Source organism: Paraburkholderia sp. D1E (genome assembly GCF_052682275.1).
This window is the reverse complement of the sequence record NZ_JBQYMB010000001.1, coordinates 4,134,462-4,159,037: the sequence shown is the minus strand read 5'-3', so window position 1 is coordinate 4,159,037 and position 24,576 is coordinate 4,134,462. Positions and strand designations below refer to the sequence as shown.

At 62.1% G+C, this 24,576-nt stretch carries 23 protein-coding genes; 13 read left to right on the top strand and 10 right to left on the bottom strand.

Annotated features, from left to right (window positions below; translation table 11 throughout):
- Window positions 1-88: 88 nt before the first annotated feature.
- From ACUN0E_RS18625 to motA, 3 genes are all read right to left on the bottom strand, one after another.
- A protein-coding gene (locus tag ACUN0E_RS18625) for an IS3 family transposase (RefSeq protein WP_445565976.1) occupies window positions 89-1,638 on the bottom strand; the annotation gives its coding sequence in 2 pieces (ribosomal slippage) (window positions 89-1,164 and window positions 1,164-1,638; 1,551 coding nt in all).
- A gap of 232 nt (window positions 1,639-1,870) precedes the next feature.
- The gene (gene motB, locus ACUN0E_RS18620; protein ID WP_408240470.1) at window positions 1,871-2,860 is read right to left on the bottom strand and encodes a flagellar motor protein MotB; all 990 of its coding nucleotides are present in this window, start codon (window positions 2,858-2,860) and stop codon (window positions 1,871-1,873) included.
- A 14-nt stretch (window positions 2,861-2,874) separates the two neighbouring features.
- Window positions 2,875-3,744 carry a flagellar motor stator protein MotA gene (gene motA / locus ACUN0E_RS18615; protein WP_408240467.1) on the bottom strand — a complete coding sequence of 290 codons (870 nt, stop codon included), beginning with the start codon at window positions 3,742-3,744 and terminating at the stop codon, window positions 2,875-2,877.
- 429 nt (window positions 3,745-4,173) lie between these two features.
- Here motA and ACUN0E_RS18610 point away from each other — a divergent pair, with 429 nt between their 5' ends.
- Window positions 4,174-5,187 (top strand): hypothetical protein, encoded by a 1,014-nt coding sequence (locus tag ACUN0E_RS18610; protein WP_445567562.1) that lies wholly within the window; start codon window positions 4,174-4,176, stop codon window positions 5,185-5,187.
- Window positions 5,188-5,343: 156 nt separating this feature from the next.
- Complete coding sequence (locus tag ACUN0E_RS18605) at window positions 5,344-6,756, top strand: DUF2252 domain-containing protein (RefSeq protein WP_445567561.1); 1,413 nt, start codon at window positions 5,344-5,346, stop codon at window positions 6,754-6,756.
- 63 nt (window positions 6,757-6,819) lie between these two features.
- Here the strand turns inward: ACUN0E_RS18605 and ACUN0E_RS18600 are convergent, their stop codons facing one another.
- A complete protein-coding gene (locus ACUN0E_RS18600) occupies window positions 6,820-7,677 on the bottom strand; it encodes a polysaccharide deacetylase family protein (RefSeq protein ID WP_445567560.1) in 858 nt (285 codons plus the stop codon).
- A gap of 238 nt (window positions 7,678-7,915) precedes the next feature.
- Between ACUN0E_RS18600 and ACUN0E_RS18595 the strand changes: the two genes are divergently transcribed.
- From ACUN0E_RS18595 to ACUN0E_RS18565, 7 genes are all read left to right on the top strand, one after another.
- A complete protein-coding gene (locus ACUN0E_RS18595) occupies window positions 7,916-8,680 on the top strand; it encodes an SDR family oxidoreductase (protein WP_408387836.1) in 765 nt (254 codons plus the stop codon).
- A gap of 153 nt (window positions 8,681-8,833) precedes the next feature.
- Window positions 8,834-9,064: an oxidoreductase-like domain-containing protein gene (locus ACUN0E_RS18590; RefSeq protein ID WP_408520086.1), complete on the top strand. Its 231-nt coding sequence runs from the start codon at window positions 8,834-8,836 to the stop codon at window positions 9,062-9,064.
- 51 nt (window positions 9,065-9,115) lie between these two features.
- Window positions 9,116-9,985 (top strand): NAD-dependent protein deacetylase, encoded by an 870-nt coding sequence (locus ACUN0E_RS18585; RefSeq protein ID WP_408387832.1) that lies wholly within the window; start codon window positions 9,116-9,118, stop codon window positions 9,983-9,985.
- A gap of 140 nt (window positions 9,986-10,125) precedes the next feature.
- Window positions 10,126-10,731, top strand: coding sequence for a pyridoxamine 5'-phosphate oxidase family protein (locus tag ACUN0E_RS18580; RefSeq protein WP_445567559.1), 606 nt, complete (start codon window positions 10,126-10,128; stop codon window positions 10,729-10,731).
- Window positions 10,732-10,743: 12 nt separating this feature from the next.
- Window positions 10,744-11,394 carry a DUF938 domain-containing protein gene (locus ACUN0E_RS18575; protein ID WP_445567558.1) on the top strand — a complete coding sequence of 217 codons (651 nt, stop codon included), beginning with the start codon at window positions 10,744-10,746 and terminating at the stop codon, window positions 11,392-11,394.
- Window positions 11,395-11,557: 163 nt separating this feature from the next.
- On the top strand, window positions 11,558-12,967 hold the full coding sequence (gene gndA / locus ACUN0E_RS18570) for an NADP-dependent phosphogluconate dehydrogenase (RefSeq protein ID WP_408240439.1): 1,410 nt from the start codon (window positions 11,558-11,560) through the stop codon (window positions 12,965-12,967).
- Between the two features lie 264 nt (window positions 12,968-13,231).
- The gene (locus ACUN0E_RS18565; RefSeq protein ID WP_408240436.1) at window positions 13,232-13,549 is read left to right on the top strand and encodes a DUF4148 domain-containing protein; all 318 of its coding nucleotides are present in this window, start codon (window positions 13,232-13,234) and stop codon (window positions 13,547-13,549) included.
- A 132-nt stretch (window positions 13,550-13,681) separates the two neighbouring features.
- Here the strand turns inward: ACUN0E_RS18565 and ACUN0E_RS18560 are convergent, their stop codons facing one another.
- Together ACUN0E_RS18560 and ACUN0E_RS18555 are read right to left on the bottom strand one after the other, a co-directional pair.
- Entirely contained in the window at window positions 13,682-14,440 is a 759-nt protein-coding gene (locus ACUN0E_RS18560) for a DUF2968 domain-containing protein (protein ID WP_445567557.1), read from the bottom strand.
- 168 nt (window positions 14,441-14,608) lie between these two features.
- A complete protein-coding gene (locus ACUN0E_RS18555) occupies window positions 14,609-14,929 on the bottom strand; it encodes a hypothetical protein (RefSeq protein ID WP_408240431.1) in 321 nt (106 codons plus the stop codon).
- A 249-nt stretch (window positions 14,930-15,178) separates the two neighbouring features.
- Between ACUN0E_RS18555 and ACUN0E_RS18550 the strand changes: the two genes are divergently transcribed.
- From ACUN0E_RS18550 to ltaE, 3 genes are all read left to right on the top strand, one after another.
- Entirely contained in the window at window positions 15,179-15,490 is a 312-nt protein-coding gene (locus tag ACUN0E_RS18550) for a cupin domain-containing protein (protein WP_166678996.1), read from the top strand.
- Window positions 15,491-15,627: 137 nt separating this feature from the next.
- Complete coding sequence (locus ACUN0E_RS18545) at window positions 15,628-16,401, top strand: peptidoglycan DD-metalloendopeptidase family protein (protein WP_445567556.1); 774 nt, start codon at window positions 15,628-15,630, stop codon at window positions 16,399-16,401.
- A 60-nt stretch (window positions 16,402-16,461) separates the two neighbouring features.
- Window positions 16,462-17,469: a low-specificity L-threonine aldolase gene (ltaE, locus tag ACUN0E_RS18540; protein ID WP_445567555.1), complete on the top strand. Its 1,008-nt coding sequence runs from the start codon at window positions 16,462-16,464 to the stop codon at window positions 17,467-17,469.
- Between the two features lie 159 nt (window positions 17,470-17,628).
- Here ltaE and ACUN0E_RS18535 read toward each other — a convergent pair whose 3' ends face one another.
- Entirely contained in the window at window positions 17,629-18,996 is a 1,368-nt protein-coding gene (locus ACUN0E_RS18535; RefSeq protein ID WP_408238077.1) for an MFS transporter, read from the bottom strand.
- A 723-nt stretch (window positions 18,997-19,719) separates the two neighbouring features.
- On the opposite strand from ACUN0E_RS18535, the gene ACUN0E_RS18530 reads away from it, so the two are divergent.
- Window positions 19,720-22,173 (top strand): glycogen/starch/alpha-glucan phosphorylase, encoded by a 2,454-nt coding sequence (locus ACUN0E_RS18530; RefSeq protein ID WP_445567554.1) that lies wholly within the window; start codon window positions 19,720-19,722, stop codon window positions 22,171-22,173.
- Window positions 22,174-22,271: 98 nt separating this feature from the next.
- Here ACUN0E_RS18530 and ACUN0E_RS18525 read toward each other — a convergent pair whose 3' ends face one another.
- From ACUN0E_RS18525 to ACUN0E_RS18515, 3 genes are all read right to left on the bottom strand, one after another.
- Window positions 22,272-23,363, bottom strand: a complete 1,092-nt coding sequence (locus ACUN0E_RS18525) for a hypothetical protein (protein ID WP_445567553.1) — start codon at window positions 23,361-23,363, stop codon at window positions 22,272-22,274.
- Between the two features lie 264 nt (window positions 23,364-23,627).
- Complete coding sequence (locus tag ACUN0E_RS18520; RefSeq protein ID WP_408238059.1) at window positions 23,628-23,972, bottom strand: hypothetical protein; 345 nt, start codon at window positions 23,970-23,972, stop codon at window positions 23,628-23,630.
- 146 nt (window positions 23,973-24,118) lie between these two features.
- Window positions 24,119-24,508: a DUF6232 family protein gene (locus ACUN0E_RS18515; protein WP_408212036.1), complete on the bottom strand. Its 390-nt coding sequence runs from the start codon at window positions 24,506-24,508 to the stop codon at window positions 24,119-24,121.
- Window positions 24,509-24,576: the final 68 nt, after the last annotated feature.

The following is a 24,576-nucleotide window of genomic DNA, read 5'->3' as shown; positions in this document are numbered from 1 at the left end:
CCCACTTAAGAGTTAGTGGTTTGAGCTGCTTTCTTTTGCCTACTTTTCTTTGCAGCGGTGTGTGTCAAGGTAGTTGTCGCATGAACCGTTACGCTGCGTGCTTATACATTTTGGCCGACGCGTGAGTTCGCTCCGGGTTCAGATAGACCGAGTCTGCCAGGTGCCAGTTGCGGATGGCACCTGACCAGCGTGCGGGGTTCTGCCTGCGCGCGTCTTCGTACAGCGCACACCGGCGGGCCAGCAGATCGTTGGCTTCGCCGCGATGCCGTTGCCCCGGACTGACATACTTCAGGCCGCTGTGACAGTGCTCTTCGTTGTACCACTGGACGAAGCGCTGCACCCATGCGCGGGCCGCCTCCAGCGTGTCGAACGGCTGCTCAGGCCATAACGGGCAGTACTTGGCCGTACGGAACAGTGACTCGGCAAAGGCGTTGTCGTTGCTCACACGCGGCCGGCTGAACGAAGGCTGCACGCCCAGATCGATCATGGCCGCGCGCATCGTGGCGCCTTTCATTGCACTGCCGTTATCCGAGTGCAGCACCAGCGGACGCCCGGCGATACCTTCACGCAAACATCCCTTGTTCAGCAACTCGCTCGCGTGCTCAGCCGACTCCTGCTCCCACACCTCGTTCATCACCAGTTTGCGGCTGTAGATGTCCTTCATCATGTACCAGTAAAAGTACCGGCCCCTGACCGTGCCCGGCATCCACGTGATATCCCAGCACCACACCTGGTTCGGACCATCGGCACAATGCGTCGTAAGCGTGCGTCGTTGCGGGGCTCGCGCGCGGCCCCGGCGCTGGCCCTGTCCTGCTGCTTTCAGTATCCGGTAGAACGTCGATTCGCAAGCCAGATAAATCCCTTCATCCGCCAGCTTCGGCACGATCTGGTGCGGCGTCAGACTCGCGTAGCCCGGACGGTTGGCCGCATCGAGCACGGCCTGACGTTCTGCCTCACTCAGCCTGTTGGGCGGCGCTGCACGCTTCACCTGAGCGCGCCCGTCCTGCGGCGACAGGCGCCAGCGCTGGACGCTGCGCACGCTGAGTCCCAACTGCTCGCATGCACGCGCACGGCGTGCCCCCTGCTGTACGGCTTCATCGATCAGCTGCATGGCTTCTTCACGATCCGGGCGGCTGATCAGTCGTCCTCTTCCTTGCCCCAGATCGCTTCGGCTTTTTTTCGCAGGTTCAGCAATGCCGCCGCCTCCGCACGGGCCGCGTCAGCGCGTTTGAGCTGGCGCTCCAGTTCACGGATGCGCTTTTGCGCAGCCTTCGCCTCGTTGCGCCGGGCCGCCGTGGGCTTCGTTTCAGGCACCGCGTTGGCCTGCTCGCACGCCTCGCGCCACTGCCGGATCTGCTCCGGATAAATGCCTTTACTGCGGCAGTATTGTGAGGTCTCGATCTCGTTGAGCGACGCCGTCTCCAGCACCGCCCTGAACTTCCCGGCGCTTGACCACTGATCGCCCGTTTTGCCATTGCCCGGCATGAATTTCCCTGTATCTCTTGCATGCTGCCGCCAGGTCCGCAGCGTCACCGTGGTGATGCCCGTCGCCCCCGCCAGCTCGATGACCGCACGATTGAACGGCGGCATCATCTGCTGGATTACCCACTCCCGGGTTTCCGCTGAATAGCGTTTCATCTTCCATTCGCTGCCCGCCCCCCATCTTTACATCAATCGGTTCGGGTGAGGCGACAACTAGCCTGACATGGAGGGGCAGCAGGCAAAGAAAAGTAGGTGCCTGCCCCGCACAGGGGCGACGCTAATAAACCACTAACAATTCAAGGAAAGGCCAAAGAAGCCAGATCAAGAAAAATCCAAAACCGCAGGTAAACAGACAACACCAAAACCAATCCAGACAGACAAAAAAACACTACGGCATGCTACGCGAAACACCAACCGGCTGGGACCGCCCAATTGCCGCTGGAATAGCCGAACTGGCGGGCGAACTTTCATCGATCGTAGTACGGCCACCATCGCGGAAGAAGGCGAGCTCCGCAGCCTTATTCAGCACGAGGATGCTGATGCGCCGATTGGTCGGTTCGTCGGCGACATTGCTGTTCAGCGGCAACACATCGGCAAGCCCGCGCACCTGCAGCAGTTTCTCGCCATGCATGCCGCCGGCCACCAGCGCGCGGCGCGCGGCATTGGCGCGCTCTGACGACAACTCCCAGTTCGAATAGCCTTCCGGCCCGGCCGTGTAGGGCACCGCGTCGGTGTGGCCGGCAATCGAGATGCGGTTTTCCACATCGTTGAGCGCGGCGCCGATTTGCGTCAGGATCGTCACGGCGTAAGGCTGCAGCTTCGGACTGCCAGACGAAAACATCGGCCGGTTCTGCGAGTCGACGATCTCGATGCGCAGGCCTTCGTTGGTGATCGAAATGCGTATCTGATCCTTGAAGGCCTTTAATGCCGGGCTCTGTTCGATCAAGGCAGTGAGCTTCTCTTTTAACTGCTGGAGCCGCGCCGCATCCGAGGGCGCTATGGCCGATGGGGCCGCAGCCGGTGGTGTGGGCTCGGTCTGGCTCTTCTTGCCAACCCCGGGCCGGGAGTCGGAGATGTCGCGGCCGCCGCCTTGCACGACGCTCGGGCGCGCCGCGGCCGTGCCCTCATTGCCGCCGAGCAGGCTCGACAACGGAGTGTTGAAATAATCCTCGATGCCCTGCTTGTCGTACTTTGACGTCGAGCCGAGCAGCCACATCAACAGGAAAAACGCCATCATCGCGGTGACGAAGTCGGCGTAAGCGATTTTCCATGCGCCGCCGTGATGAGCGCCATGATCGTCGCCCTTTTTCGAGCGGCGCACGATCACTGCCGCGGGTATTTCGCCCTGCTGCGACGCACTCGATTTTCTTTCACTCATGATGCCGCTCCATTTCAGGCCGATTTGGGCATCTTGGTAGCGCGCACGGCGTCATCGAGTTCCTGGAAGCTCGGACGATCGGCGGTGAATAGCACCTTGCGGCCGAATTCGACGGCAATCGGCGGGGCATAGCCGGAAAGCGAAGCGAGCAGCACGGCTTTCACGCATTGATAAGGTTTGGCTTCGGCGCGGCCCTTGGCATTGAGCAGATCGGCGACGGGGCCGATAAAACCATAGGCGAGAAGAATGCCGAGGAACGTGCCGACCAGCGCACCGGCGATCATTTCGCCGAGCACGGCGGGCGGCGCGCCGACCGAGCCCATCGTATGGACCACACCCATCACGGCGGCCACAATGCCGAATGCAGGTAAGCCGTCGGCCATCTTCTGAATCGCGTTGGCCGCGATCGACGCTTCCGCGTGATGCGTGGCCAGCTCTTCGTCCATCAGATCCTGCACCTCGAGCACGTTCACATTGCCGCCGGACATCATGCGCAGATAGTCGACGATAAAGTCGAGCAGATGATGGTCCTCCAGCACGTGCGAATACTTCTGGAACAGCACGCTTTCCTGGGGCGCTGCGACGTCGGCTTCGAGCGACATCATGCCTTCCTTGCGCGCCTTCTGAAGCAACTCGTAGAGCAGGGCGATGAGTTCGAGATATTTCTCTTTCGTGTAACCGCCGCTTTTGAAGCACGAAGGAATCGTCTTGATGGTTTTCTTCAGCGTGGAGGTCGGATTGCTCACGACAAACGCGCCGATCGCCGCGCCGAAAATACAGAGTAATTCGAACGGCTGAACGAGCGCGAGAAGATGCCCACCCACACCGAGAAAACTACCGATGACAGAACCGATTACCACCACCCAGCCAATTACGACAAACATGCTTTCTCCGATTACCCTTGCGCGACGAACGTTCGACAGAACAGGCCCCATTTCAGGAGTCTTTTCGCGCGCGTCACAAAAGTTTCGTATGTACCGGTAAACGGCTGGATTCGCGATGTCTGAAGTGTCGACTACCCGTAGAAATGAAAATATTCACCAATTGGTTAATTCTTCGAATCGGCTTCCGGTAATTTTGTCCACATTGCGGCCTATCGTTGCGACTGCAACCAATTATGGATATTCCCGGATTGGATAATTGACAACGTCGACGCAGGGCAGATCTATTCAAAATGCATGTCGCCAAGTGCTCTGCTAGCATGGCAAACAATTTGTAAAGACGACCGGTCCCGGCGCTCAAAGCCGTCATCCGGCTTCTCGTCGGCTCATGAATCCCGGCAGCGACAGCGGCCCATCCGGAGTGTGAACTGCATGCAGAATCTGAATTCGGCTGTTAGCCGCAGGCTGGCAATCACGGCGGCTTCGTGCATCGCCGGTCTCCCTCTTCTGTTCTCATCCAGCGTCGTCCATGCTCAGGAGTTTTCGCTATTTGGCGGTGGCTCGCGCGCGGGGAACACGAACACTTACACGTGGGCGTTCAACTATCAGGAGGGGCTCGGGCAATACTTCGCCGCGAGCTTCACGTGGCTCAATGAAGGGCACATTCCCGATCATCATCGCGACGGCCAGATGGTCCAGCTATGGGGCCGCATTCCCGTGGGGAGTCCGCAGCTCGTCCTGCAGGCGGGCGTCGGCCCATACCGTTACTTCGACACCACTACCGCCGTGCAAGGCGGAAGTTATTCCGACACCCACGGCTGGGGTGTCGTGTATAGCGTGCGCGCGGCGTACTACGCGTCGAGCCGGTGGATTACACAACTGCAGTTGAATCGCGTGCATGTGCAACGCGGGCCGGATGCGACAAGCGTGATGTTCGGCGTCGGCTATCAGCTCGATGCCCCGGGCAGCCCGGGTCCGCGCGACTGGGCAAGCGGCAGCATACACAAGGTCACCAACAACGAAGTGGCGGTGTACCTTGGCCAGACCATCATCAATTCGACTGACTCGCCGAGTGCGCTGGGCGGCGCGATTGAATACCGTCGCGGCCTGGCGAAATACCTCGACGTGACGGTTGGCTATCTGCACGAAGGCAGCAGCAAGGCGTCGCGTCGCGACGGTATCACCAGCCAGTTGTGGGCGACCCGTGCGTTCCTCAACGACAAAGTTACGCTGGGACTCGGCGTGGGCGCTTACTATGCGATCAATGAGTACGAAAACAGCCTGACGCCGGGCCCGGGCGCCGGGAAGTTTTCCGGCCTCGTCACGATCGCGGGCTCGTATCGCCTGACCGATCACTGGGACGCGCGGCTCGAATGGAATCGTGTCGTGACACGCTATGATCGTGATTCAGATGTGATTTTCGGCGGTGTGGGTTACCGTTGGTGATGGCTCACGTAACTGCGTAGTTCGATGCACCCGGCGGCGTGGCATTCGATACTGAATGCCCGCAAACCGTTTCATAAGACGTCCCGTTTTACCGTGCCAGCAGAAGCAGTCTTCTAGAACCGATAGTCAAGATTCGTACAGAAACCGGAGAAGAGCATGAAAGCCAGCACCATCGTCGAGCGGGAGGCCCGTGGCCGTGCGGCCCGCGAACACTCGAAACGTTCGAGCCATCGTACGGTAGGGGAGTTGAACCGCAACCCCATCGAGTTGCTCAGGCAAAGCAGCGAGGGACGCATTACGAATCTGGTGCCGCTGCGCTATGGGCGCATGGCCGTATCGCCTTTCACCTTTTTTCGCGGTACCGCGATCATTCAAGCCCACGACCTAAGCCAGGTTCCCGACACCGGCCTCATCATGCCGATTTGCGGCGACGGCCATCTGATGAATTTCGGCGGATTCGCGACGCCGGAGCGTCAACTCGTATTTGATCTGAACGACTTCGACGAAGTCGCGATCGGTCCTTTCGAATGGGACCTGAAACGTTTGACTGCGAGTCTTGTAGTCGCCGCGCGGCACATGCGTTTGAGCAGTGGTGCGGCAGAAAATCTGGTGATGACAGCCGTTAGCGAATACCGTGATCGCATGGCGCAATACGCGCAATGCGGCGCACTCGAACTATGGTACGACCGTATCACCTTCGATCGGATGGCGGAAACCGCCTTGACCCCCGAGCGTCGTCGCACCGTGCGCCGCGGCATGGAAAAGGCCGCGAGCCGTACGCACGAAAACCTGCTGGAGAAAATGGCGGAACGCGACGGCGACCACTGGACGATCCGTGATGCGCCGCCGGCGTTGTTCCACGTGTTGGGTGCGAATACGCTATTTACGCCGGAAGAGAGCGACGTATACAGGGCGGGCAACTGGCGCAAGATGCTCGAGCGCATGTGGGGCGAGTACCTGAAGACGATGTCGCACGACCGGCGTGAGCTGCTGAGCCATTTCACCGTACAGGACATTGTGTTCAAAGTGGTGGGCGTCGGCAGCGTGGGCACGCGCTGCATGGTGGTGTTGAGCGTCGATCACATGGACAAGCCTCTGTTTCTGCAGATCAAGGAGGCGCGGCCGTCGGTGATCGCCCAGTACTATAAGTCGGCGCCCATCAAGCACGAGGGCGAACGCGTCGTGCAGGGGCAGCGTATGTTGCAGGCGGCGAGCGACATTTTTCTCGGCTGGGCGAGTGGACCGGCGGGGCGCCATTTCTATTTTCGGCAACTGCGCGACATGAAATTGTCGGCGAACATCGAGTTGTTCGACACCGATCTGCTGGAAGGTTACGCGAAACTCTGTGGCTGGATCATGGCGCGCGCGCATGCCAAAGCGAGTGGCCAGGCGATCGAGATCGGCGCGTATATCGGCCGTGGCGATCAGTTCGCGGAATCGCTGGCCGGCTACGCCGCCAGCTACGCGAACCAGGTGGAGCGTGACTACGACGTGTTCCTGAAGGCCTGCCGTAGTGGCGAGCTCGAGGCGCGCACGGACGAAGACATGGCAGCGGATTTCCGCGTTTGACCGCGGTGTTGGCGCGGCTTGCTGATGAATATGTCAGCGAGCCGCGCGGAAGGTGTGCCCGGTTCAGACGTCGATACGTGCTTCACGCAGCGTCACGAAGCGCAAATGCTGCCGGCGCGCCGCGTCGATCACGCGTGGCAGAACGGCGAGTATCAGCGGTTTACCCTCGATGGTGAGCGCGGCATTGCCGTCGTGCAGCAGCAGAATGTCGCGCGGGGCAAGGCCGTCGAGCAGCCGGTGCGTAACCACCTGCGGATCGCGCTCGCGTGTGTCGTAGCCGCGCCGCGTCCACGCCGCGAGTCGCAAATCGAGTTTGCGCAGCACGGGCTCGAGAAAGATGTTGCGCAACCCCGCCGGTGCACGGAAGAACATTGGCCGCTCACCGCTCAATGACTCGAAGGTGCGCTGCGCGGCGTCGATCTCGCGTGTGAGTGCGCCCGGAAACGTGATCGAAAACGTGTGCACGTGAACCTGCGAGTGGTTTTCGAGCGTGTGGCCGCGCGCGACGATTTCGCGTGTGAGGTCCGGATAGCGCTGCGCTTTCGCGCCAATACAGAAGAAGGTGGCGCGCACATCGAAGGCATCGAGCAGATCGAGCACTTGCGGTGTGACAACAGGGTCGGGACCATCGTCGATGGTCAGTGCGATCGCGTCTGCGTTGCGCGTGCCCTCTGGCAGGCGCGTCCAGTTTGGGCCCAGCAGCGAGGTGCGCGGCAACAGGCCGGCCACGGTGAAAATAGCGTGATTCGCGAAGATCGCGGCCAGCCACCATGGCCACGCGGCGGGCGCCAGCAGCCATCCGGCCAGCACGAAAATGTGCCAGGCGGCGGTGGCCGTGAGCATCGCCGGATAGCCGGTGCGCGGCCAGCGGTGCTGCGGCGCGGACGGGGCGCCCTGCGGCGGCGTGGTGAATTCGTTCATAAAAGCGTGCTTCCTGTCTTCCTCCCTCCGTCCTGGGAAGGTCTTGAATCGCGCGTGACGCGCAACGGCAAACCATACCATTGAAGCGTCGTTCGACGCTGTTGCGGAGGGTAACCAGAAGTAATGAAAGCACGCTGAAAGACACCATGCTTCGCGACAACGGCTGTGACGTTGCGTTTGTGATGGACGATCGGCTGTTGTATGGTGCTAGGGCCAAAAACGGAGCAGGAGACGCACGGTGACAGGAACGGGAATCAGGAAAGTCGCGCTGGTGACGGGCGCGGGCAGCGGTATCGGCCGAGCCTGCGCGCTCAAGCTGCTGGAACACGGCTATAGCGTCGTACTCGCGGGCCGTCGCCAGGCGCCGCTCGACGCCGTGGCTGAAGAAGCACGGCAACTCGGCGGCGACGCGCTCGCCGTTGCCTGCGACGTGACGGATGCCGACAGCGTCGCCGCGTTGTTCGACACGATCCGCGCGCGGCTAGGCCGGCTCGACGTGCTGTTCAATAACGCGGGCCGCAACGGCTCGCCCGTGGATATCGACGAACTCGCTATCGACGAATGGCGCTCGGTGGTCGATACCAATCTCACCGGCGTATTTCTCTGCACACGTGCGGCCTTCGGTCTGATGAAAACGCAGACGCCGCGGGGCGGCCGCATCATCAACAATGGCTCGATTTCCGCGCATGCGCCGCGGCCGAACAGCATCGCCTACACGGCGACCAAACACGCAATTACGGGTATCACGAAAGCGGTTTCGCTCGACGGCCGCAAATACGACATCGTCTGCGGGCAGATCGACATCGGCAATGCCGCGACGGAAATGGCCGAGCGGATGGCGCGCGGCGTACCGCAGGCGAACGGCGAGATCGCAGTCGAGCCGTTGATGGACGTGCAGCACGTCGCCGACGCAGTGCTGCATATGGCGGAATTACCGCTCTCGGCGAATGTGCAGTTCATGACCATCATGGCGAGCACGATGCCGTTCGTCGGCAGGGGCTGAGCGCGGCGGCGCGGCGTTCGGGCGTGAGCGGGCAGAAGGAAAGGGCCTGGATGTGAATTGAAGACGCGGGCTCAAGTCGCGAGCCGCCGCCGCGCGTATCGCGGGAGATCAACTTATACTGAGGCCTTCCCGCTTTCGAAAAAGCCATTCGCCGTGCCCCGAGCCACACCCAAGGACGACCCACAGCCGGTGCCGCCCGTGCAGCCTGACCTCGACGATTGTTGTCATAGCGGCTGCAATCCGTGTGTCTTCGATCTCTACGATGAAGCGCTCGATCGCTATCAGTCGGCGCTCGCCGAGTGGCAAGCACGGCAGGCGGCGCTGAAGGTGCGAACGGCACGAACGGCGCATGCGCCGCAGAGCAAACCGCGCACGCGCCGCTGAACGGCGTTTCCGGTTTTTACGCCCAGGCCACAGCCATACCACGTCTCCGTCATGACCGACCTCCCGCTCGCGCACATCGAACCCTTCAACGAATCGCACACGCTGGACGACCTGCATACCTTCGTGCAGCGTTATCCACGACTGTTCGTGCTGACCGGCGCGGGCATCAGCACCGACTCTGGCATTCCAGGCTATCGCGACGACAACGGTGAATGGAAGCGTTCACCGCCGATCACGCTGCAGGAATTTCTTGGCACCGTGGCGATGCGTCAGCGCTATTGGGCGCGCAGTATGGTGGGCTGGCCGGTCGTGGCCGACGCGCAGCCGAATGCCGCGCATACGGCATTGGCGCGACTCGAGGCAGCGGGCCATGTGCCGACGCTCGTCACGCAGAATGTCGACGGTTTGCATCAGCGGGCGGGCAGCCGCGAGGTGATCGAGCTGCATGGCGGTATTGACGGAGTGACGTGTCTGGACTGCGGAATGCAGCATTCGCGCGCGTCGATCCAGCAGACACTCGAAGCCGACAACCCCGCGCTGCTGAACGTCACCGCCGAAACCGCCGCCGACGGCGACGCGCATCTGGAGTGGCACGATCTCGAATCTTTTCGCATCCCGGCGTGCACGAACTGCGGCGGTGTGCTAAAGCCAGCGGTGGTGTTCTTCGGCGAAAGCGTGCCGCGCGAGCGTGTCGAAGCGGCTTCGCATGCGCTCGATGCGGCGGACGCCGTGCTGGTGGTCGGCTCGTCGCTGATGGTCTATTCGGGCTACCGCTTCTGCGTGTGGGCGCAGAAGCTGGGTAAGCCGATCGTCGCGATCAATCTGGGGCGCACGCGCGCCGATGCGCTGCTGTCGCTGAAAATCATCGCACCCTGTGCCGATACGTTAACCGCGCTGACGGGCCGACTTGCGCTGGGCTGAGCCGGCTGCTCGAACCCTGCCGCCCAACGGGTCGCCCGAGTCACGCGCGGCCCGCGTAAATCGCCCATAATCCCAGTCCGAATCTCGCTTCACGCAGCACCGCTCTCACTCAAAGCAACCGCCACACACAAGGTAAGCCGATGTTGACGACGATGGAACAGCTCGAAGCAATCTACGGTCAGCCCCACGAGCGCGCTGTGCGCAAAGAAATTCCCTACGTCAACGAAGACTATCGCGCGTTCATCGAAGTCGCGCCCTTCGTTGTGCTCGCCACCGCCGGTCCCGAAGGCCTCGACTGTTCACCGCGCGGCGACGCGCCGGGCTTCGTGCGAGTGATCGACGAACGTACGCTCGCGCTGCCGGACCGCATCGGCAACAATCGCATCGATAGTCTGCGCAATATCATCGCCGAACCGCGTCTGGCGCTGCTGTTCATCATTCCGGGCGTCGGCGAAAGTTTGCGCGTGAACGGCCGCGGCCGCATTTCCAACGATCCGGAATTGCTGGACAGTTTCGCCGTCGAAGGTAAACTGCCGCGCACCGTGCTGCTGATCGACGTCGACGCGGTGTACTTTCATTGCTCGAAGGCGCTGGTGCGCTCGAAATTGTGGGATCCGGCGCGTCATGTCGAACGTTCACGCCTGCCGAGTGCGGGCGCGATCCATCAGCGCATCAACGGTGCGAGTTTCGATGCCGTGACCTACGACCGTGAACTTGCCGAACGCGTGCGCACGACCCTGTACTGAAACAAAGTGAACATGACTGATTCCCATCTGGCGCTGCGGCAACGCTCGCCGTCCGCGGAACGCAATCGCGAACCGATCCTTGCTGTATTGCGCGAGGTGCTGCCCGCCACCGGCCGCGTGCTGGAAATCGCGAGCGGCACGGGCCAGCACGCTATCTGTTTTGCCGGCGCGATGCCCGGGCTTGACTGGCAACCGAGCGATCTCGATGCGGATGCGCGCGCGTCGATTGCCGCGTGGATCTCGCACGAAGGACTCGCGAACGTGCGCGCACCGCTCGCCCTCGACGTGCATCAGGTGGATTGGGGCGTGCAAACGCTGGATACGCTCAATAAGCTCGACGCCGTAGTCTGTATCAACATGATTCACATCTCGCCGTGGAGCGCGACGCAGGCGCTGTTCGCCGGCGCGAGCCGCCGTCTTGTCGATGGCGGTGTACTGTATCTGTACGGTCCTTACAAACGGGGCGGCGCGCAAACTTCACCGAGCAACGACGCATTCGATCAACAATTGCGCAGCCGCGATCCGGCGTGGGGCGTGCGCGACATGGAAGCCGTGGTAGCGTTAGGCGCATCGGTCGGATTCGTGTGCGACGAACCGATCGCGATGCCGGCGAATAATTTCAGTCTGGTTTTCAGGAAACACCTGCACATGGCGCGGGTCTGACAGACGTTCGGTTGCGTGAGGCGCCGCGCGCGGCGGAAAGTCCCGCTCCTTGCCCGCCAACGAGCGCCAAGCCGGCATTTCTTTTATCCTTTCACCCTCGACGTCCCGCCGACGTTTCTTCCGGCGCGGCGTCTCGACATTTTTTGGACTCTGGAGAATTCACATGGGCAAACAGGCAATCGGCGTGGTGGGGCTGGCGGTCATGGGCCGCAATCTGGCGCTCAACATCGAAAGCCGCGGCCACGCGGTGTCGGTATTCAACCGTAGCCGCGAGAAAACAGACGAACTTATCGCCGAATATCCGGACAAGAAACTGGTGCCGGCCTTCACGCTGGAAGAGTTCGTGGAGTCGCTGGAAAAACCGCGCCGCATTCTACTGATGGTCAAGGCAGGCGAGCCGACCGACGCCACTATCGCTTCGCTCAAGCCGCTGCTGGACAAGGGCGACATCCTGATCGACGGCGGCAATACGCATTTCACCGACACCATCCGCCGCAATCAGGAACTGGCAAAAGCCGGCCTGCATTTCATCGGCACGGGCGTGTCGGGCGGCGAAGAAGGCGCACTGAAAGGCCCGTCGATCATGCCGGGCGGCCAGCGCGACGCCTATGACCTGGTCGCGCCGATCCTTACCGAAATCGCCGCCAAGGCGCCGGACGGCGAACCGTGCGTTGCGTACATGGGGCCGGACGGCGCGGGCCACTTCGTGAAGATGGTGCACAACGGCATTGAATACGGCGATATGCAGTTGATCGCCGAGAGCTACGCGGTGCTCAAGCAGGTTGTCGGTCTGTCGAACGAAGAGTTGGGCAAGGTCTATACCGAGTGGAATCAGGGCGAACTCGACAGCTATCTGATCGAAATCACTTCGAAGATTTTCGGCAAGAAAGACGAGGAAACCGGCAAGGACCTGGTCGACGTGATCCTCGATCGCGCGGCGCAGAAGGGCACGGGCAAGTGGACCAGCCAGAACGCGCTCGACCTCGGCGCGCCGCTGCCGCTGATTACGGAAGCCGTGTTCGCACGCGTGCTGTCTTCGCTGAAGACGCAGCGCGTGGCCGCAAGCAAGGTGCTGGAAGGGCCGGCGGCCAAACCGCTCGGCGCCGAGCGCGACGCGTTCATCGAGTCGGTGCGCCGTGCCCTGTACTTCAGCAAGGTGATTTCGTACGCGCAAGGCTTCGCGCAACTGCGAGCGGCGTCGGAAGAATACAAGTGGGATCTGGACTACGGCACGATCGCGAAGATTTTCCGCGCCGGCTGTATCATCCGCGCCCGCTTCCTGCAGAAGATCACGGACGCCTATACGAAAGACAAGGGGATCGCCAATCTGCTGCTCGATCCGTACTTCCGCGACATCGCGAAGAACTATCAGTCGGCGTTGCGCGAGGTGGTGATTGCCGCCATCAATGCAGGCGTACCGGTGCCGGCATTCGCGTCGGCAGTGGCGTATTTCGACGCTTATCGTTCGGAACGCCTGCCGGCGAATCTGGTGCAGGCACAGCGCGATTTCTTCGGTGCGCATACGTTCGAACGTATCGACAAGCCGGGCAGCTTCCACGCGAACTGGAGCTAAGCGTTTGAACCGTAGCCTGGCGCGCGCTTGCCATAAGGTGCGCCGGGCTGCAGGTCCGATTGAAATCGAGACAGACAATTATTGCTCAAAGCTATTAGGCAAATAGCATGGCGGGGCGCCAAGCCGCCTACTGTTGCGAAAATCGAAATAGAGTTTCGTCGTTTTAGGGGTTTCCCCTAGGTGTCGTCGCTCCTAAACTTGTACTTAAGCGCTACGGGACAACGAGCCCAAGGCGAATCAAAACAAGTTCTGGAGGTTTACATCATGAAGACTCTTATCTCTGCAGTTGTCGTCGCCGCCGCTCTGGTCGCTCCTGTTGCTTCGTTTGCCCAGTCGAACCAGCCGGTTACGCGCGCTGAAGTCCGCGCTCAACTCGTGCAACTCGAAAAGGCCGGCTACAACCCGATCGGCGATCAAATCGACTATCCGGCTAACATTCAGGCCGCACAAGCACGCGTCGATGCGCAGAACGGCACTGCTCAAGCTGTGAACAGCGGCTACGGTTCGCCGATCGCCGGCACCTCGCAAGCCGGCCGTCCGGTGAGCGGCAACGACCGTAACTCGGTTTACTTCGGCAACTAATCTGCGCCGAAGCTGATGCAAACGCCGCCTGGCTGACAGGTAGCGGGTAATAAAAAAACGCCGACCGGATTGCCGGGCGGCGTTTGTCGTTTACGGCGCGGGTCAGCCGTCAGTTTGATTTCAGGCTGCGACTCAACGATTCGGCAAATGCGGAATTCCTTCGTTGCTAGTTAGATTGAGCTGATGAATCTGCCGATGCGCCTTGTTCAGATGCGCCTGCGCGGCCACGCGTTGCGCTTCCAGTTGCGACACCTCCTTATGCAACTGATGCTGACGGTTCGACACCGTCTGTTCCTGCGCGCCGCGCCGTTGCAGATCCGTGCGCAGTCGCTCGGCCTGCGCCTCGGAGCGCGCGATCATGCGCGCAAGCTGCTCGTTTTGCGCCTCAAGTTGCGCGCGGCGCGTTTCGCCGTCCGAGAGCCGTGTCGCCTGTTCCTCGAAGTGATGGAAGGCTGCTTCGGCGGCTTCGAGGTCGGCGGCTTTGAGCGCGCGCCACAGCGAGCCGTCCTGATACAGCGCGACGTAGTAGGTTAGCTCCTTCGCGTGAAAAAGCAGGCTCACGGAATAAGCGAAGCTGCGGAACACGCGGAACGGCGTCAGCGCTTCTTCTTCGGCGAGCCATTCGATTTCGGCGGTGTCGGCCATCTGCACGCCGCGTGCGCTGACCTGGGAGGGCACCACAGGCACAGGCCGTAATGTCGTCACCGGCCGCGCCGGCTCAGCGGCCGGGAGGGGCGCAGCAGCGGCAGCGGGTGTCACGCCGGCCGCCGCGGCCAGCGCCGCGTCCTCCCTGTCGTCGAGCGAGACGGGATCGGCGGCGTTCTCTCGCGCGACCTGCACGAGATGCGATGGGCCTGCCAGTACGCTGCGGCGGTTCAGGAGACTTTTCACGGCGGTTCCTCCGGTTGACTCGCCCGAAACCTTCAGACGGCGCCGACGGTCAAGCATGCCGGACAATCTGGCGGTTCGAGCGGTGAGCGAAAAGTGGCGGACCGGCGGCGCTTGTCGGTGAACGCCGAGGGTGCGCAGCAATGCGGATGCGTTTGCGCGAGCGCGGCTTTAATGCAGGGTGCGGTGCCGGCGGCCTATTTCATCGAACAACGCGCGGCTGGGTTCCAGGGCAAGCAACCAGGATTCGTCGTAACCGCTGAGATTGTCGAGCGCCTCACGCAGCCGTTCGATCGCCAGAGCCGGAATCTCGACGCTGGCTTCAACGCCACTCGCCAAGCCCGCGATGCTGGCAAGCTGGACCAGCGCGTCGGCGGCTTCGGCAACGTCTGCCGCGAAAACCAGGTGCGTGTTCAGCAACTCGACCAGACCGGGCGACGCCGCAATATCGTCGACGTTGAGTTGCACGGCCAGAAACGTGGCTTTGTTCATCCCCAACTCCTCGCAGGATCCAGGCGTTTTGCGTACGGTGCGTTCCGGCAGCATGACTGAGTATAGGCGAGGGTTGAAAGGATTCAATAATCACACGAATGTGCTCGAGCGATCTCGTGCCAGCGGTCGTGCCTGCCGCAACACCTATAATAGGGCCAGTCGAAACGCGTGATCCTGCCGGGCCGGATGGTTCGGTATGCGGCACGGATAACGCGCCGGCAGCGTCTGCTTCTCAACCTGCTATTCACCATGAAGATCATTCGCAGCAAAAACTTCACCGCGACGCGTCCATGGGGCGCGCTTGATATCGCCAACATGCGCGGCATCACGACGCGCCTGCATTGGACCGATCAGCCGTACAAATGGCATGTCAACGACGGCGAGGAAGTATTCGCCGTGCTCGACGGTCGCGTGGAGATGCGCTATCGCGAAGGCGGCGTGGAACAGTCGGCCATTCTGGAAACGGGCGATGTGTTCTACGCGTCGGTGGGCACTGAGCATGTCGCGCATCCAGTTGGTGTGGCGCGCATTCTGGTGGTCGAGGCTGAGGGCAGTGTCTGACGATTCCCAGCGCCGATGCTGTGTCAAAGCCATCGCCGATGCACACGGCGGCATAATGGACAGGCGCCGCGGCGAGCGGCACGGCAAATGTTTCGGGCTGGTTGAATCCGATTGAATCAAATGTCGAGGAAAATCACATGACAAGACAATGGCAATTCACGGCGACCCGGTTGCTGATCGCAGCCACATTCGGCGTGATGATCAGCGGCTGTACGTCGATGCCGTGGGACAGCACGCCGTTCTACAGCAGCGCGCCATCCCATCCGACCACCCTTGGCACGGTCCCTGTGCCGGCCGGTTACTACCGCGCCAATCCGGGTGACACGCTGGCGGCCATCGCGTCGGCGTACGGCCGTAGGCCGCAGGAGATTGCCGCATGGAACGGCCTCGCGTCGAATTCCGCGGTCAATCCGGGGCAGGTTCTGCGGGTGGCGCCGCCAATGGCGTCGGGTAGTGTGGTGACACCGCCGGTTAATGTTGCCGGTCAGAATGGTTCGGCCACGACGCCTGGCGTGCCCGGCGCCGCTGGTGTTGCACAGCAAGGCGTGCTGCTATGGCCGTTGCGTGGTCCCGTGCTGAAAACCTTTGTGCCGGGCAAGTCGAACGGCATCGTGATCGGTGGTCACCCGGGCGATCCGGTCAAGGCCGCCGCGACCGGCCGGGTGGTTTACGCGGGCACGGGTATCGAGGCGTACGGTCCGCTTATCATCATCAAGCACGACGACTCGCTGATTACCGCCTACGGGCAGAACAGCACGCTGCTGGTCAAGGAAGGCGATGCTGTCGCGCAAGGGCAAACGATCGGCGAAGTCGGCGTGGATGGCCGGGGCGTGGCGTCGATCCAGTTCGAAGTTCGCCAGAACGGCCAGCCGGTCGATCCGCTTGCGTGGCTGCCGAAGTCAGGCGGGTGAGCCGGGCGGCATGAATCCCACACGTAGCGTAGACAAACAGAGACATACAAGGCTTTCATCATGATCGATTTGCGCAGCGACACCGTAACCCGTCCGACCGCGGCCATGCTCGCGGCAATGTCGGCCGCCGAAGTGGGCGACGACGTCTGGGGCGACGACCCAACCGTGCTGCGTCTGCAGGCGACGGTCGCGGAGCGCGCCGGCAAGGAAGCGGGCCTGTTTTTCCCGAGCGGCACGCAAAGCAACCTGGCGGCGTTGATGGCGCATTGCGCGCGCGGCGACGAATACATCGTTGGCCAGTTGGCGCACACCTATAAGTACGAAGGCGGCGGCGCGGCGGTACTCGGCAGCATCCAGCCGCAACCGCTCGAGAATGCCGCCGACGGTTCGATTCCGCTCGAGAAGATCGCCGCCGCGATCAAGCCGATCGACAATCACTTCGCGCGCACGCGGCTGCTGGCGCTGGAAAACACCATCGGCGGCAAGGTGCTGCCGGCGGGTTACGTCGCCGAGGCGGTGCAGTTGGCGCGTCAGCGCGGATTGTCGGCTCACCTCGACGGCGCACGGGTTTACAACGCGGCAGTCGCATCGGGCAAACCGGTTGCGGCGCTGTGCGAACCGTTCGATTCGGTCTCGATCTGTTTTTCGAAGGGGCTGGGCGCGCCGGTCGGCTCGGTATTGGTCGGCAGCCAGGCGTTGATCGAGGTGGCCCATCGCTGGCGCAAGGTGCTGGGCGGCGGCATGCGCCAGGCCGGCGTGCTGGCGGCGGCTTGCCTGTACGCGCTGGATCACAACGTCGAACGTCTCGCCGACGATCACGCGAACGCCGCGCATCTGGCCACCGGTCTCGAATCGATCGACCACGTCAAGGTGCAGTCAATCGCGACCAACATGGTGTTCGCGCAGTTTCCCCAGCAGGATTGCGTGCCGCTCGAAGCGTGGCTCAAGGAGCGCGGCATCCTTACGCAGATGCTGTACGCGTCGCGATTCGTTACGCATAAAGATGTGTCGCGTGCGGATATCGATACGTTTATCGCCGCAGTGAAGGGGTATTTCGCCGCGCGTTGATTGATCGGAACAGCGGTGTTGGGAACCCCGGATTGAACAGTCGAGTTGAAAGGCTGGGATTGAAGGACCGAGATTGATGGGGCCCGAGATTGAAGGGCTAAGATCGGAATGCCGGGAAGGAAACGCGGGCGCACTGCCACAGCAGTGCGCCCGCTTTGTTTATTTCGCTGCCGCTTTTGCGTGCCCACCCGCGCGATGCGACGGCGCGAACAGTCGCAGTCCGCTCGCGAGGCTCGCCGCGCCGGCGAAGAAAGCGCCGGCACTGAGCGCGAGTGTCGGGCCATGCCGGCCGGCGATACCGAAGCTCAGCGCGACAAGCGCAGCGCCGGTGGTCTGCCCGAGCAGCCGGGCAGTCGCGACGATGCCGCTGGCGCCGCCGCTGCGCTCGGGCGGCGCGCTCGCCATCAATGCTTTCAGGTTGGGCGACTGGAAGAAGCCGAAGCCCGCGCCGCAAATCGCCATGCGGATGCCGATGTCGAGCACGTGCGGATGCGCCGGCAGCAAGGCCAGCGACGCCATTCCCGCCGACATCACCGCAAGGCCGATCGCGCCGAGCAAGCCCGGCGGATAACGGTCGGACAGGCTGCCTGCCAGCGGTGCGGCCAACGCGACCACCACCGGCCACGGTGTCATCAGAAAGCCGGTCTCAACCTGGCTGCGATGCAGCACATCCTCGAAGTAGAACGGCAGCGACACGAACGCCAGCCCTTGCGCGGCGAACGAGCACACCGCGGTCACCGCCGACAACGCAAACACCGGCCGCTTGAACAGATCGACGGGCAGCATCGGCGCGGGATGACCGGCTTCACGGCGAATCAGCAATACGCCGAACACCACGGCGATCGCGGCCGCGCTCAGCACCAGTTGCGTCGGCGCGCGCTGGGCGGCCTCGCCGAGCGCGAAGATCAGCGCGGCGAAGGTGACCACGTTGAGGAGCGCGGCAATCGGGTCGAAATTGTGTGTGCCGCGCTCGGTGTGCGGCAGCGCGGGCCACGCGAAGCCTAGCGCCAGCAGACCGAGTGGCACGTTGACCGCGAACAGCCACGGCCATGCGGCAACGGACAGAATCAGCGACGCCACCGTCGGCCCGACCGCGAACGACACGCCGACGATCAGCGCATTGGTGCCCAGGCCTCGTCCGAGCCGATGCGGCGGATACAGATAGCGGATCAGCGCCGTGTTGACGCTCATGATCGCGCTCGCGCCGAGACCTTGCAGCACGCGTGCGGCGGCCAGCATCGGCAGCGTCGATGCGAGCGAACACGCCAGCGACGCCAGCGTGAAAAGCGCAATTCCACCGATATAAATCTTGCGATGCCCGACGATGTCGCCGAGCGCGGCAAGCGGCAGCAGTGTCGCGACCATTGCGAGCTGGTAGGCGTTGATGATCCACACCGACGCCGCAGGCGCCGCATGCAGATCCGCGGCGATGGCGGGCAGGGCGGTGTTGGCGATCGCGGTATCGAGTGTGGCGAGCGCGACCGCGAGCATGATCGCCGCCATCGCGCGGCGGTTGGCGGCGGACATCGGGCCGTCCGCTGGAAAGGTCTGAGCGGCGGTGGCGCTGGGTTTGTCGGACAAGGCGTGGCTCGTCGGGTTATGCATGCCGAAGCGCCGGGCATGTCGGAGGGACAGCGCGGCGCGCCAGCGGCAGGGTTGCGTGGAGTGAAGCGCACGTGGCCTGAGTCCAGCAGTCAGGGCGGCTCGCGCGGGGAATGGTGCAATTGTTACAGAGACATGGAAATCGTGCTGGGAGGCCGGCGGGGCGGAGCGCTTAATCGGCCGCTAATAACGCAACTAACGGTCAATTCCGCGCGGCACCTTCGAACCCGCGCCGTCCGGGTTGTCATACGCCACTTCAGCACAACGGTTCAACAGACGAGGCGCCCGATTTGACCACGTATCGAACCGGTCAATGTATTCATCGGCCGGTCACATGTCGAAAAAATAATCGTGCTGTCTCTCCTATGGAAGCGCCTTTCGTCGTGCGCCATTGTTTGCCTGTTTTGTGGGCCGATGCACGTGCGCAGTGCCGCGCACAGGCTGCCTGCACCGCGTACGTGCGCAAAACCCGTGAAGTGCGGCGTGTCGACAGGCATGGCATGTGCGTGAGCACCCGCTCGCGCTCGCCGGTGTCCGTGGGCCGTAAAATGTCGTACTCTGTTCGTTAACCCGCCTGACCGACACGCGCCTCCCGTCCGTCATCTATGCGGTTCGCGTATGTCGCGTCGTTTTTTCCCGGAGGCTTCGATGACAGCCGTCGATCTGGAATTCGACCAGCTCAACAGTACCGTCGACGCGCTACGGCGCTCAATTTCCAATCGCATGATGTACGGCGTCGGCAAGGACGCCGTCACCGCTCACCCGCATGACTGGCTGCACGCGGCGGCGCTCGCCGTGCGCGACCGGCTGGTCGCGCGCTGGATGAAGACCACGCGCCTGCAGTACGAACAGGACGTCAAACGCGTCTACTACCTGTCGATGGAATTCCTGATCGGCCGCACGTTTACGAACGCGTTGCTCGCGCTCGGCATTCACGATCAGATGAAGGAAGCGCTCGCGGGTCTCGGCGTCGATATGGAGATGCTGGTCAATATCGAGCCGGACGCGGCGCTCGGCAATGGCGGTCTCGGGCGGCTTGCCGCCTGTTTTCTCGATTCGATGGCGACGCTCGGCATTCCGGGCTTCGGCTACGGTATCCGCTATGAATACGGCATGTTCCGTCAGGAGATCGTCGACGGCGAGCAGGTCGAAGCGCCGGACTACTGGCTGCGCGCGGGCAATCCGTGGGAGTTTCCGCGGCCCGAGATCAAGTACATGGTGCATTTCGGCGGCCGCACCGTGCAGCGTGGTGAGCACGTCGAGTGGATCGACACCGAGCACGTGAACGCCATGGCCTACGACACGGTGATTCCGGGCTACGCGACCAGCGCGACGAACACGCTGCGACTGTGGTCCGCGCGTGCGAGCGAAGAACTCGACCTCGGCGCGTTTAACCGCGGCGACTATCGCAACGCGGTCGACACCAAGAACATGTCTGAGAACGTGTCGCGCTTGCTCTATCCGGACGATTCGACGCCGGCCGGCCGCGAATTGCGGCTGCGTCAGGAGTACTTCTTTGTTTCAGCGACGATGCAGGATCTGATTCGCCGCTATCAGCGCACGCACAGCACGTTCGGGCGTTTTTCCGAAAAGGTGGCGGTGCATCTGAACGATACGCACCCGGTGCTGGCGATTCCGGAGCTGATGCGTTTGCTGGTGGATGTTCATCATCAGCCGTGGGACAAGGCATGGCAGCACGTCACGAAGATCTTCTCGTACACGAACCACACCTTGATGCCCGAGGCGCTCGAAACATGGGACGTCGAGATGCTCGCGCGCCTTTTGCCGCGACATCTGGAGATTATCTTCGAGATCAATGCAGGCTTTCTCAAGCATGTCAGCGAACAATCCGGGCATGACGGCGAGATGATCCGCCGTATTTCGCTGGTCGACGAATATGGCCAGCGGCGTGTGAGGATGGCGTATCTGGCGATTGTCGCGAGTCACAAGGTGAATGGCGTGTCGAAGCTGCACTCGCAACTGATGACGCGGGATATCTTCGCCGACTTCGCGCGCATCTATCCGGACCGCTTCACCAATGTCACCAACGGCATCACGCCACGGCGCTGGCTGGCGCAGGCGAGTCCGTCGCTGTCGTCGCTGATCGATCAGCAGATCGGCAAGCATTGGCGCAGCAATCTGTTCGAGCTGGAACAACTGCGCCCGCTGCGCAACGACAGTGCGTTCATCGACGCCTTTCGTGAAGCGAAGCGACAGAACAAACTGCGGCTCGTGCAGCGGCTCGCGCATCACACCAAACTGCATTTCGATCCCGATGCGTTGTTCGACCTTCAGGTGAAGCGCATTCACGAATATAAGCGGCAATTGCTGAACGTGCTGCATGTGATCGTGCGGTACAACCAGATTCGCGCGAATCCGGAGCGCGATTGGGTGCCGCGCGTGGTGATGTTCGCCGGCAAGGCCGCGTCTGCGTATCGCATGGCGAAGACGATCATCAAGCTGATCGGCGACGTCAGCGAAAAGGTGAATCACGATCCGTTGATCGGTGATCGCCTCAAGGTCGTGTTCGTACCGAACTACGGCGTGAGTGTGGCCGAGTTGATCATTCCGGCGGCCGATCTGTCCGAGCAGATTTCGATGGCCGGCACCGAAGCATCAGGCACCGGCAACATGAAACTCGCGCTGAACGGTGCGTTGACGATCGGCACGATGGACGGCGCCAATATCGAGATCTGCGACGCAGTGGGGCGCGAGAACATCTTCATCTTCGGGCACACTGCTGACGAAGTGGACAGCCTGCGTGCCACCGGCTACCGGCCGCGGCAAGTTTACGAAGAGAATCCGGAACTGCGTATGGCGCTTGACCAGATTCGCTCCGGCTACTTCTCGCCGGACGATTCGCGGCGCTTTTCAGACATCTTCCACACGCTGGTGGATTGGGGTGATCACTACATGGTGCTCGCCGATTTCGCCGCGTTTTCGAAAGCGCAGGACGAGGTGGATGCGCGTTTCGTCGACAAGCGCGCGTGGGCCGAGAGTGCGATCGAAAATGTCGCGGGCATGGGGCAGTTTTCGTCGGACCGTACGATTGGTGAATATGCACGCAATATCTGGCACGTGAATCCACTCAGTATGGAGTGATGCGGGCGTGTTTGCGTTGGTATTTTTTAAGGCGCCAACTCAAATGAAAAAGGCCGTGCGAAACAATCCGCACGGCCTTTTTTATCGATCGATGAGTATCATGGAGCGAATCGTTCGCTCTCGTTCGCTGCATGCAAACCAAATTGCGCACGCGGGAAATCGAATAGCACGTCGATATTCTGCATGGCCATCAAACCGACCACGATGCGGTTAGCGTTTGGCTTCGCCTTGACAATCGTGACTTGCGCCTTCTCGTAACGGTGCACCCACGGACCGGTGCCGATTGCCGTTTCATAGTTGCCCTGCTCGAGCACGTTACCGATATCGCCATCACCGGTCCAGTTGGGCGCTGTGTCCATTTCGATGCGGATCATGCCGGTGCTGCCGGTTGCGAACACCAGCGGTGCGCAGAAGGTCATCTTGCCGCCCACATTCACGCAGCCACGCGGCCATTGTGCCGTGCCGTCTTTCGACACCGTCATCGGCACCATCGTGTAGTCCTTCGTGATGGCGCTCGAAGGGCTCAACACCATGTACGGTTTCGCGAAGTTCGCATGCACCAGATAGCGTTGGCCGATGTTGCCGGGGAGCGCGCGCAGCGGTTGCGTGTAGCTGTTGTCGTCCGGCTGCGCGGCGCCGACGCCGACGATGCCGGAAAACGCCCAGCCGAATTCGCCGGTGTAGCCGTCCATCCCGACACACTTCCGCGCGTTCGGCAGGCAGCGCACGACGTCTACCGCTTGCGCGGCGATCGGCGTTGGCGTGGTGCCGGCGAGGCTGAACGGCACCTTGACGCCTGCGCCGAGAATCTCCACGCCGTTCGCGAATGACAGCGACGTCACGCCGCCGGCGCTTGCATAGTTCGAACCCGGCAGCACCGACTTCAATACCCGCGCGCCTTGCGTCCCCGTGTCGAGCGCCATGTACACCGACTTACCGTCGAGCTGGACCGGCAGGCCGAGGCGTGCATGATCTTCGTCGGCCCGTTCCACGTGCAGGGGGATCAGCAGGCCGTCATTGCCGCCATTGATCAGCGCGGCGTTTGCGGCGGGCGGCGTGGGGGTAGGGAAGGTGGTGGAGCAGCCGGTCAGCGCGGCGAGCGTGCCGGTTGCGACCAGGGCCACTATCGCTGAACGACGAAGATGATGGCCGTAATGCCGGCGCGCGGCATCGAGAGACGACAGAAACATAGGATCACGCTTTACAAAAAGGCGGATCCCTGGCGAAGGCGATGCATCGTGAGCTGCGAGTTGGACAGCCTGGACGGCACTGGCAGCAATCTCACTGGATTGCCACGGCGTGGACGGGGAAACCGGGACGCTTGCGGGGGCCTGCGGGAGGGAACACGCGGTAACAGGAGCGGCGACTCTACATGGCCACCCTCGGGCAATTGCAAAGATGTGTAAAGGTTTGGGGGGCGGCTAGCAGGTTGCCCGTGCAAGCATTGATCTATGTCAATAGTTGCGCGGGCGACGGATCACGGTGGCCTGCGCGTGACCGAGCGTGGCGCGGTCGAGCGCGGTTGTCAGCAGACCGATCACGTCCTCGAGCGAGCGCGAGGTCACTTCGACACGAAAGGTCACGCGCTCGAGTTGTTTGTCGATGGTAACGACGTAGAGACGCAGATCGTCGCCGAGCGCGGTATGCAACGCGCGCCGTCCATTTGCCGACGAAGTGCCGGGCACCGTGACGTCGATGATGACAAGCGGAACGACGATATGCGTGCGGCGGGGAAGGCGTGATTCGCGCGGCGCGCGCGGGATGGAGACTTCAGACGTGGCTACGGACGTGAGCATCATGATTGCGCCGATTCGGCGAGGCGGCGCGCGTTGTTGATACCCAACCACTCTAGCGGCGCGCGCCTCAACGACGCGCAAAAGCTGCCGCGTCGCGAATCAATTTTGTGTTAACGCGCGATGCCCGGCGTTTTACGGATGGCGAACGCTCAAGCCTTCGGCGCCGGAGCGGCTGCCTTCGCCTCGTGCACGGCCGCGGCAACACGCTCGACGAACTCGCGATCGGTGCTCATGAGCGCCTCACGCAGGCCATTCGCGGTCTGTACCATCAGACGATGCGTGACGTCCTGAGTCGCCCACGTAAGCCAGCCGACCACCACCAGCATCGTGCCGCACACCATGCCGACCGGCGAGCGCAATATCCCACCGACAATAGCGCCGACGAGCCCAAGCAGCGAGATTGCACGTGGCAAGACCTTATTCTTCTGTACGGTGACGACCTGCACGTCCACGATGTCGCGCAGCGGAAAGACCTGGCCGGCCGACGAGAGTGCGTTGCGCGTGACCGACACGCCGCGATCGTTGAAAGGGGTTTCCATCGAGTCCAATGCAAGCGGTAGCAAAGGGCGCAGCGTAACAGATGCGGCACCGGCGCTGGAAGTGGCCG

Bases quoted from the DNA above. Each gene is read 5' to 3' on its own strand.
- ACUN0E_RS18575 (WP_445567558.1), top strand. From the start codon at position 10,744: ATGACTGATTCCCATCTGGCGCTGCGGCAACGCTCGCCGTCCGCGGAA.
- ACUN0E_RS18580 (WP_445567559.1), top strand. From the start codon at position 10,126: ATGTTGACGACGATGGAACAGCTCGAAGCAATCTACGGTCAGCCCCAC.
- ACUN0E_RS18565 (WP_408240436.1), top strand. From the start codon at position 13,232: ATGAAGACTCTTATCTCTGCAGTTGTCGTCGCCGCCGCTCTGGTCGCT.
- motA (WP_408240467.1), bottom strand. From the start codon at position 3,744: ATGTTTGTCGTAATTGGCTGGGTGGTGGTAATCGGTTCTGTCATCGGT.
- motB (WP_408240470.1), bottom strand. From the start codon at position 2,860: ATGAGTGAAAGAAAATCGAGTGCGTCGCAGCAGGGCGAAATACCCGCG.
- ACUN0E_RS18515 (WP_408212036.1), bottom strand. From the start codon at position 24,508: ATGGAAACCCCTTTCAACGATCGCGGCGTGTCGGTCACGCGCAACGCA.
- ACUN0E_RS18535 (WP_408238077.1), bottom strand. From the start codon at position 18,996: ATGTCCGCCGCCAACCGCCGCGCGATGGCGGCGATCATGCTCGCGGTC.
- ACUN0E_RS18555 (WP_408240431.1), bottom strand. From the start codon at position 14,929: ATGAACAAAGCCACGTTTCTGGCCGTGCAACTCAACGTCGACGATATT.
- ACUN0E_RS18530 (WP_445567554.1), top strand. From the start codon at position 19,720: ATGACAGCCGTCGATCTGGAATTCGACCAGCTCAACAGTACCGTCGAC.
- ltaE (WP_445567555.1), top strand. From the start codon at position 16,462: ATGATCGATTTGCGCAGCGACACCGTAACCCGTCCGACCGCGGCCATG.
- ACUN0E_RS18600 (WP_445567560.1), bottom strand. From the start codon at position 7,677: ATGAACGAATTCACCACGCCGCCGCAGGGCGCCCCGTCCGCGCCGCAG.
- ACUN0E_RS18610 (WP_445567562.1), top strand. From the start codon at position 4,174: ATGCAGAATCTGAATTCGGCTGTTAGCCGCAGGCTGGCAATCACGGCG.
- ACUN0E_RS18585 (WP_408387832.1), top strand. From the start codon at position 9,116: ATGACCGACCTCCCGCTCGCGCACATCGAACCCTTCAACGAATCGCAC.
- ACUN0E_RS18525 (WP_445567553.1), bottom strand. From the start codon at position 23,363: ATGTTTCTGTCGTCTCTCGATGCCGCGCGCCGGCATTACGGCCATCAT.
- ACUN0E_RS18545 (WP_445567556.1), top strand. From the start codon at position 15,628: ATGACAAGACAATGGCAATTCACGGCGACCCGGTTGCTGATCGCAGCC.
- ACUN0E_RS18605 (WP_445567561.1), top strand. From the start codon at position 5,344: ATGAAAGCCAGCACCATCGTCGAGCGGGAGGCCCGTGGCCGTGCGGCC.
- ACUN0E_RS18520 (WP_408238059.1), bottom strand. From the start codon at position 23,972: ATGATGCTCACGTCCGTAGCCACGTCTGAAGTCTCCATCCCGCGCGCG.
- ACUN0E_RS18550 (WP_166678996.1), top strand. From the start codon at position 15,179: ATGAAGATCATTCGCAGCAAAAACTTCACCGCGACGCGTCCATGGGGC.
- gndA (WP_408240439.1), top strand. From the start codon at position 11,558: ATGGGCAAACAGGCAATCGGCGTGGTGGGGCTGGCGGTCATGGGCCGC.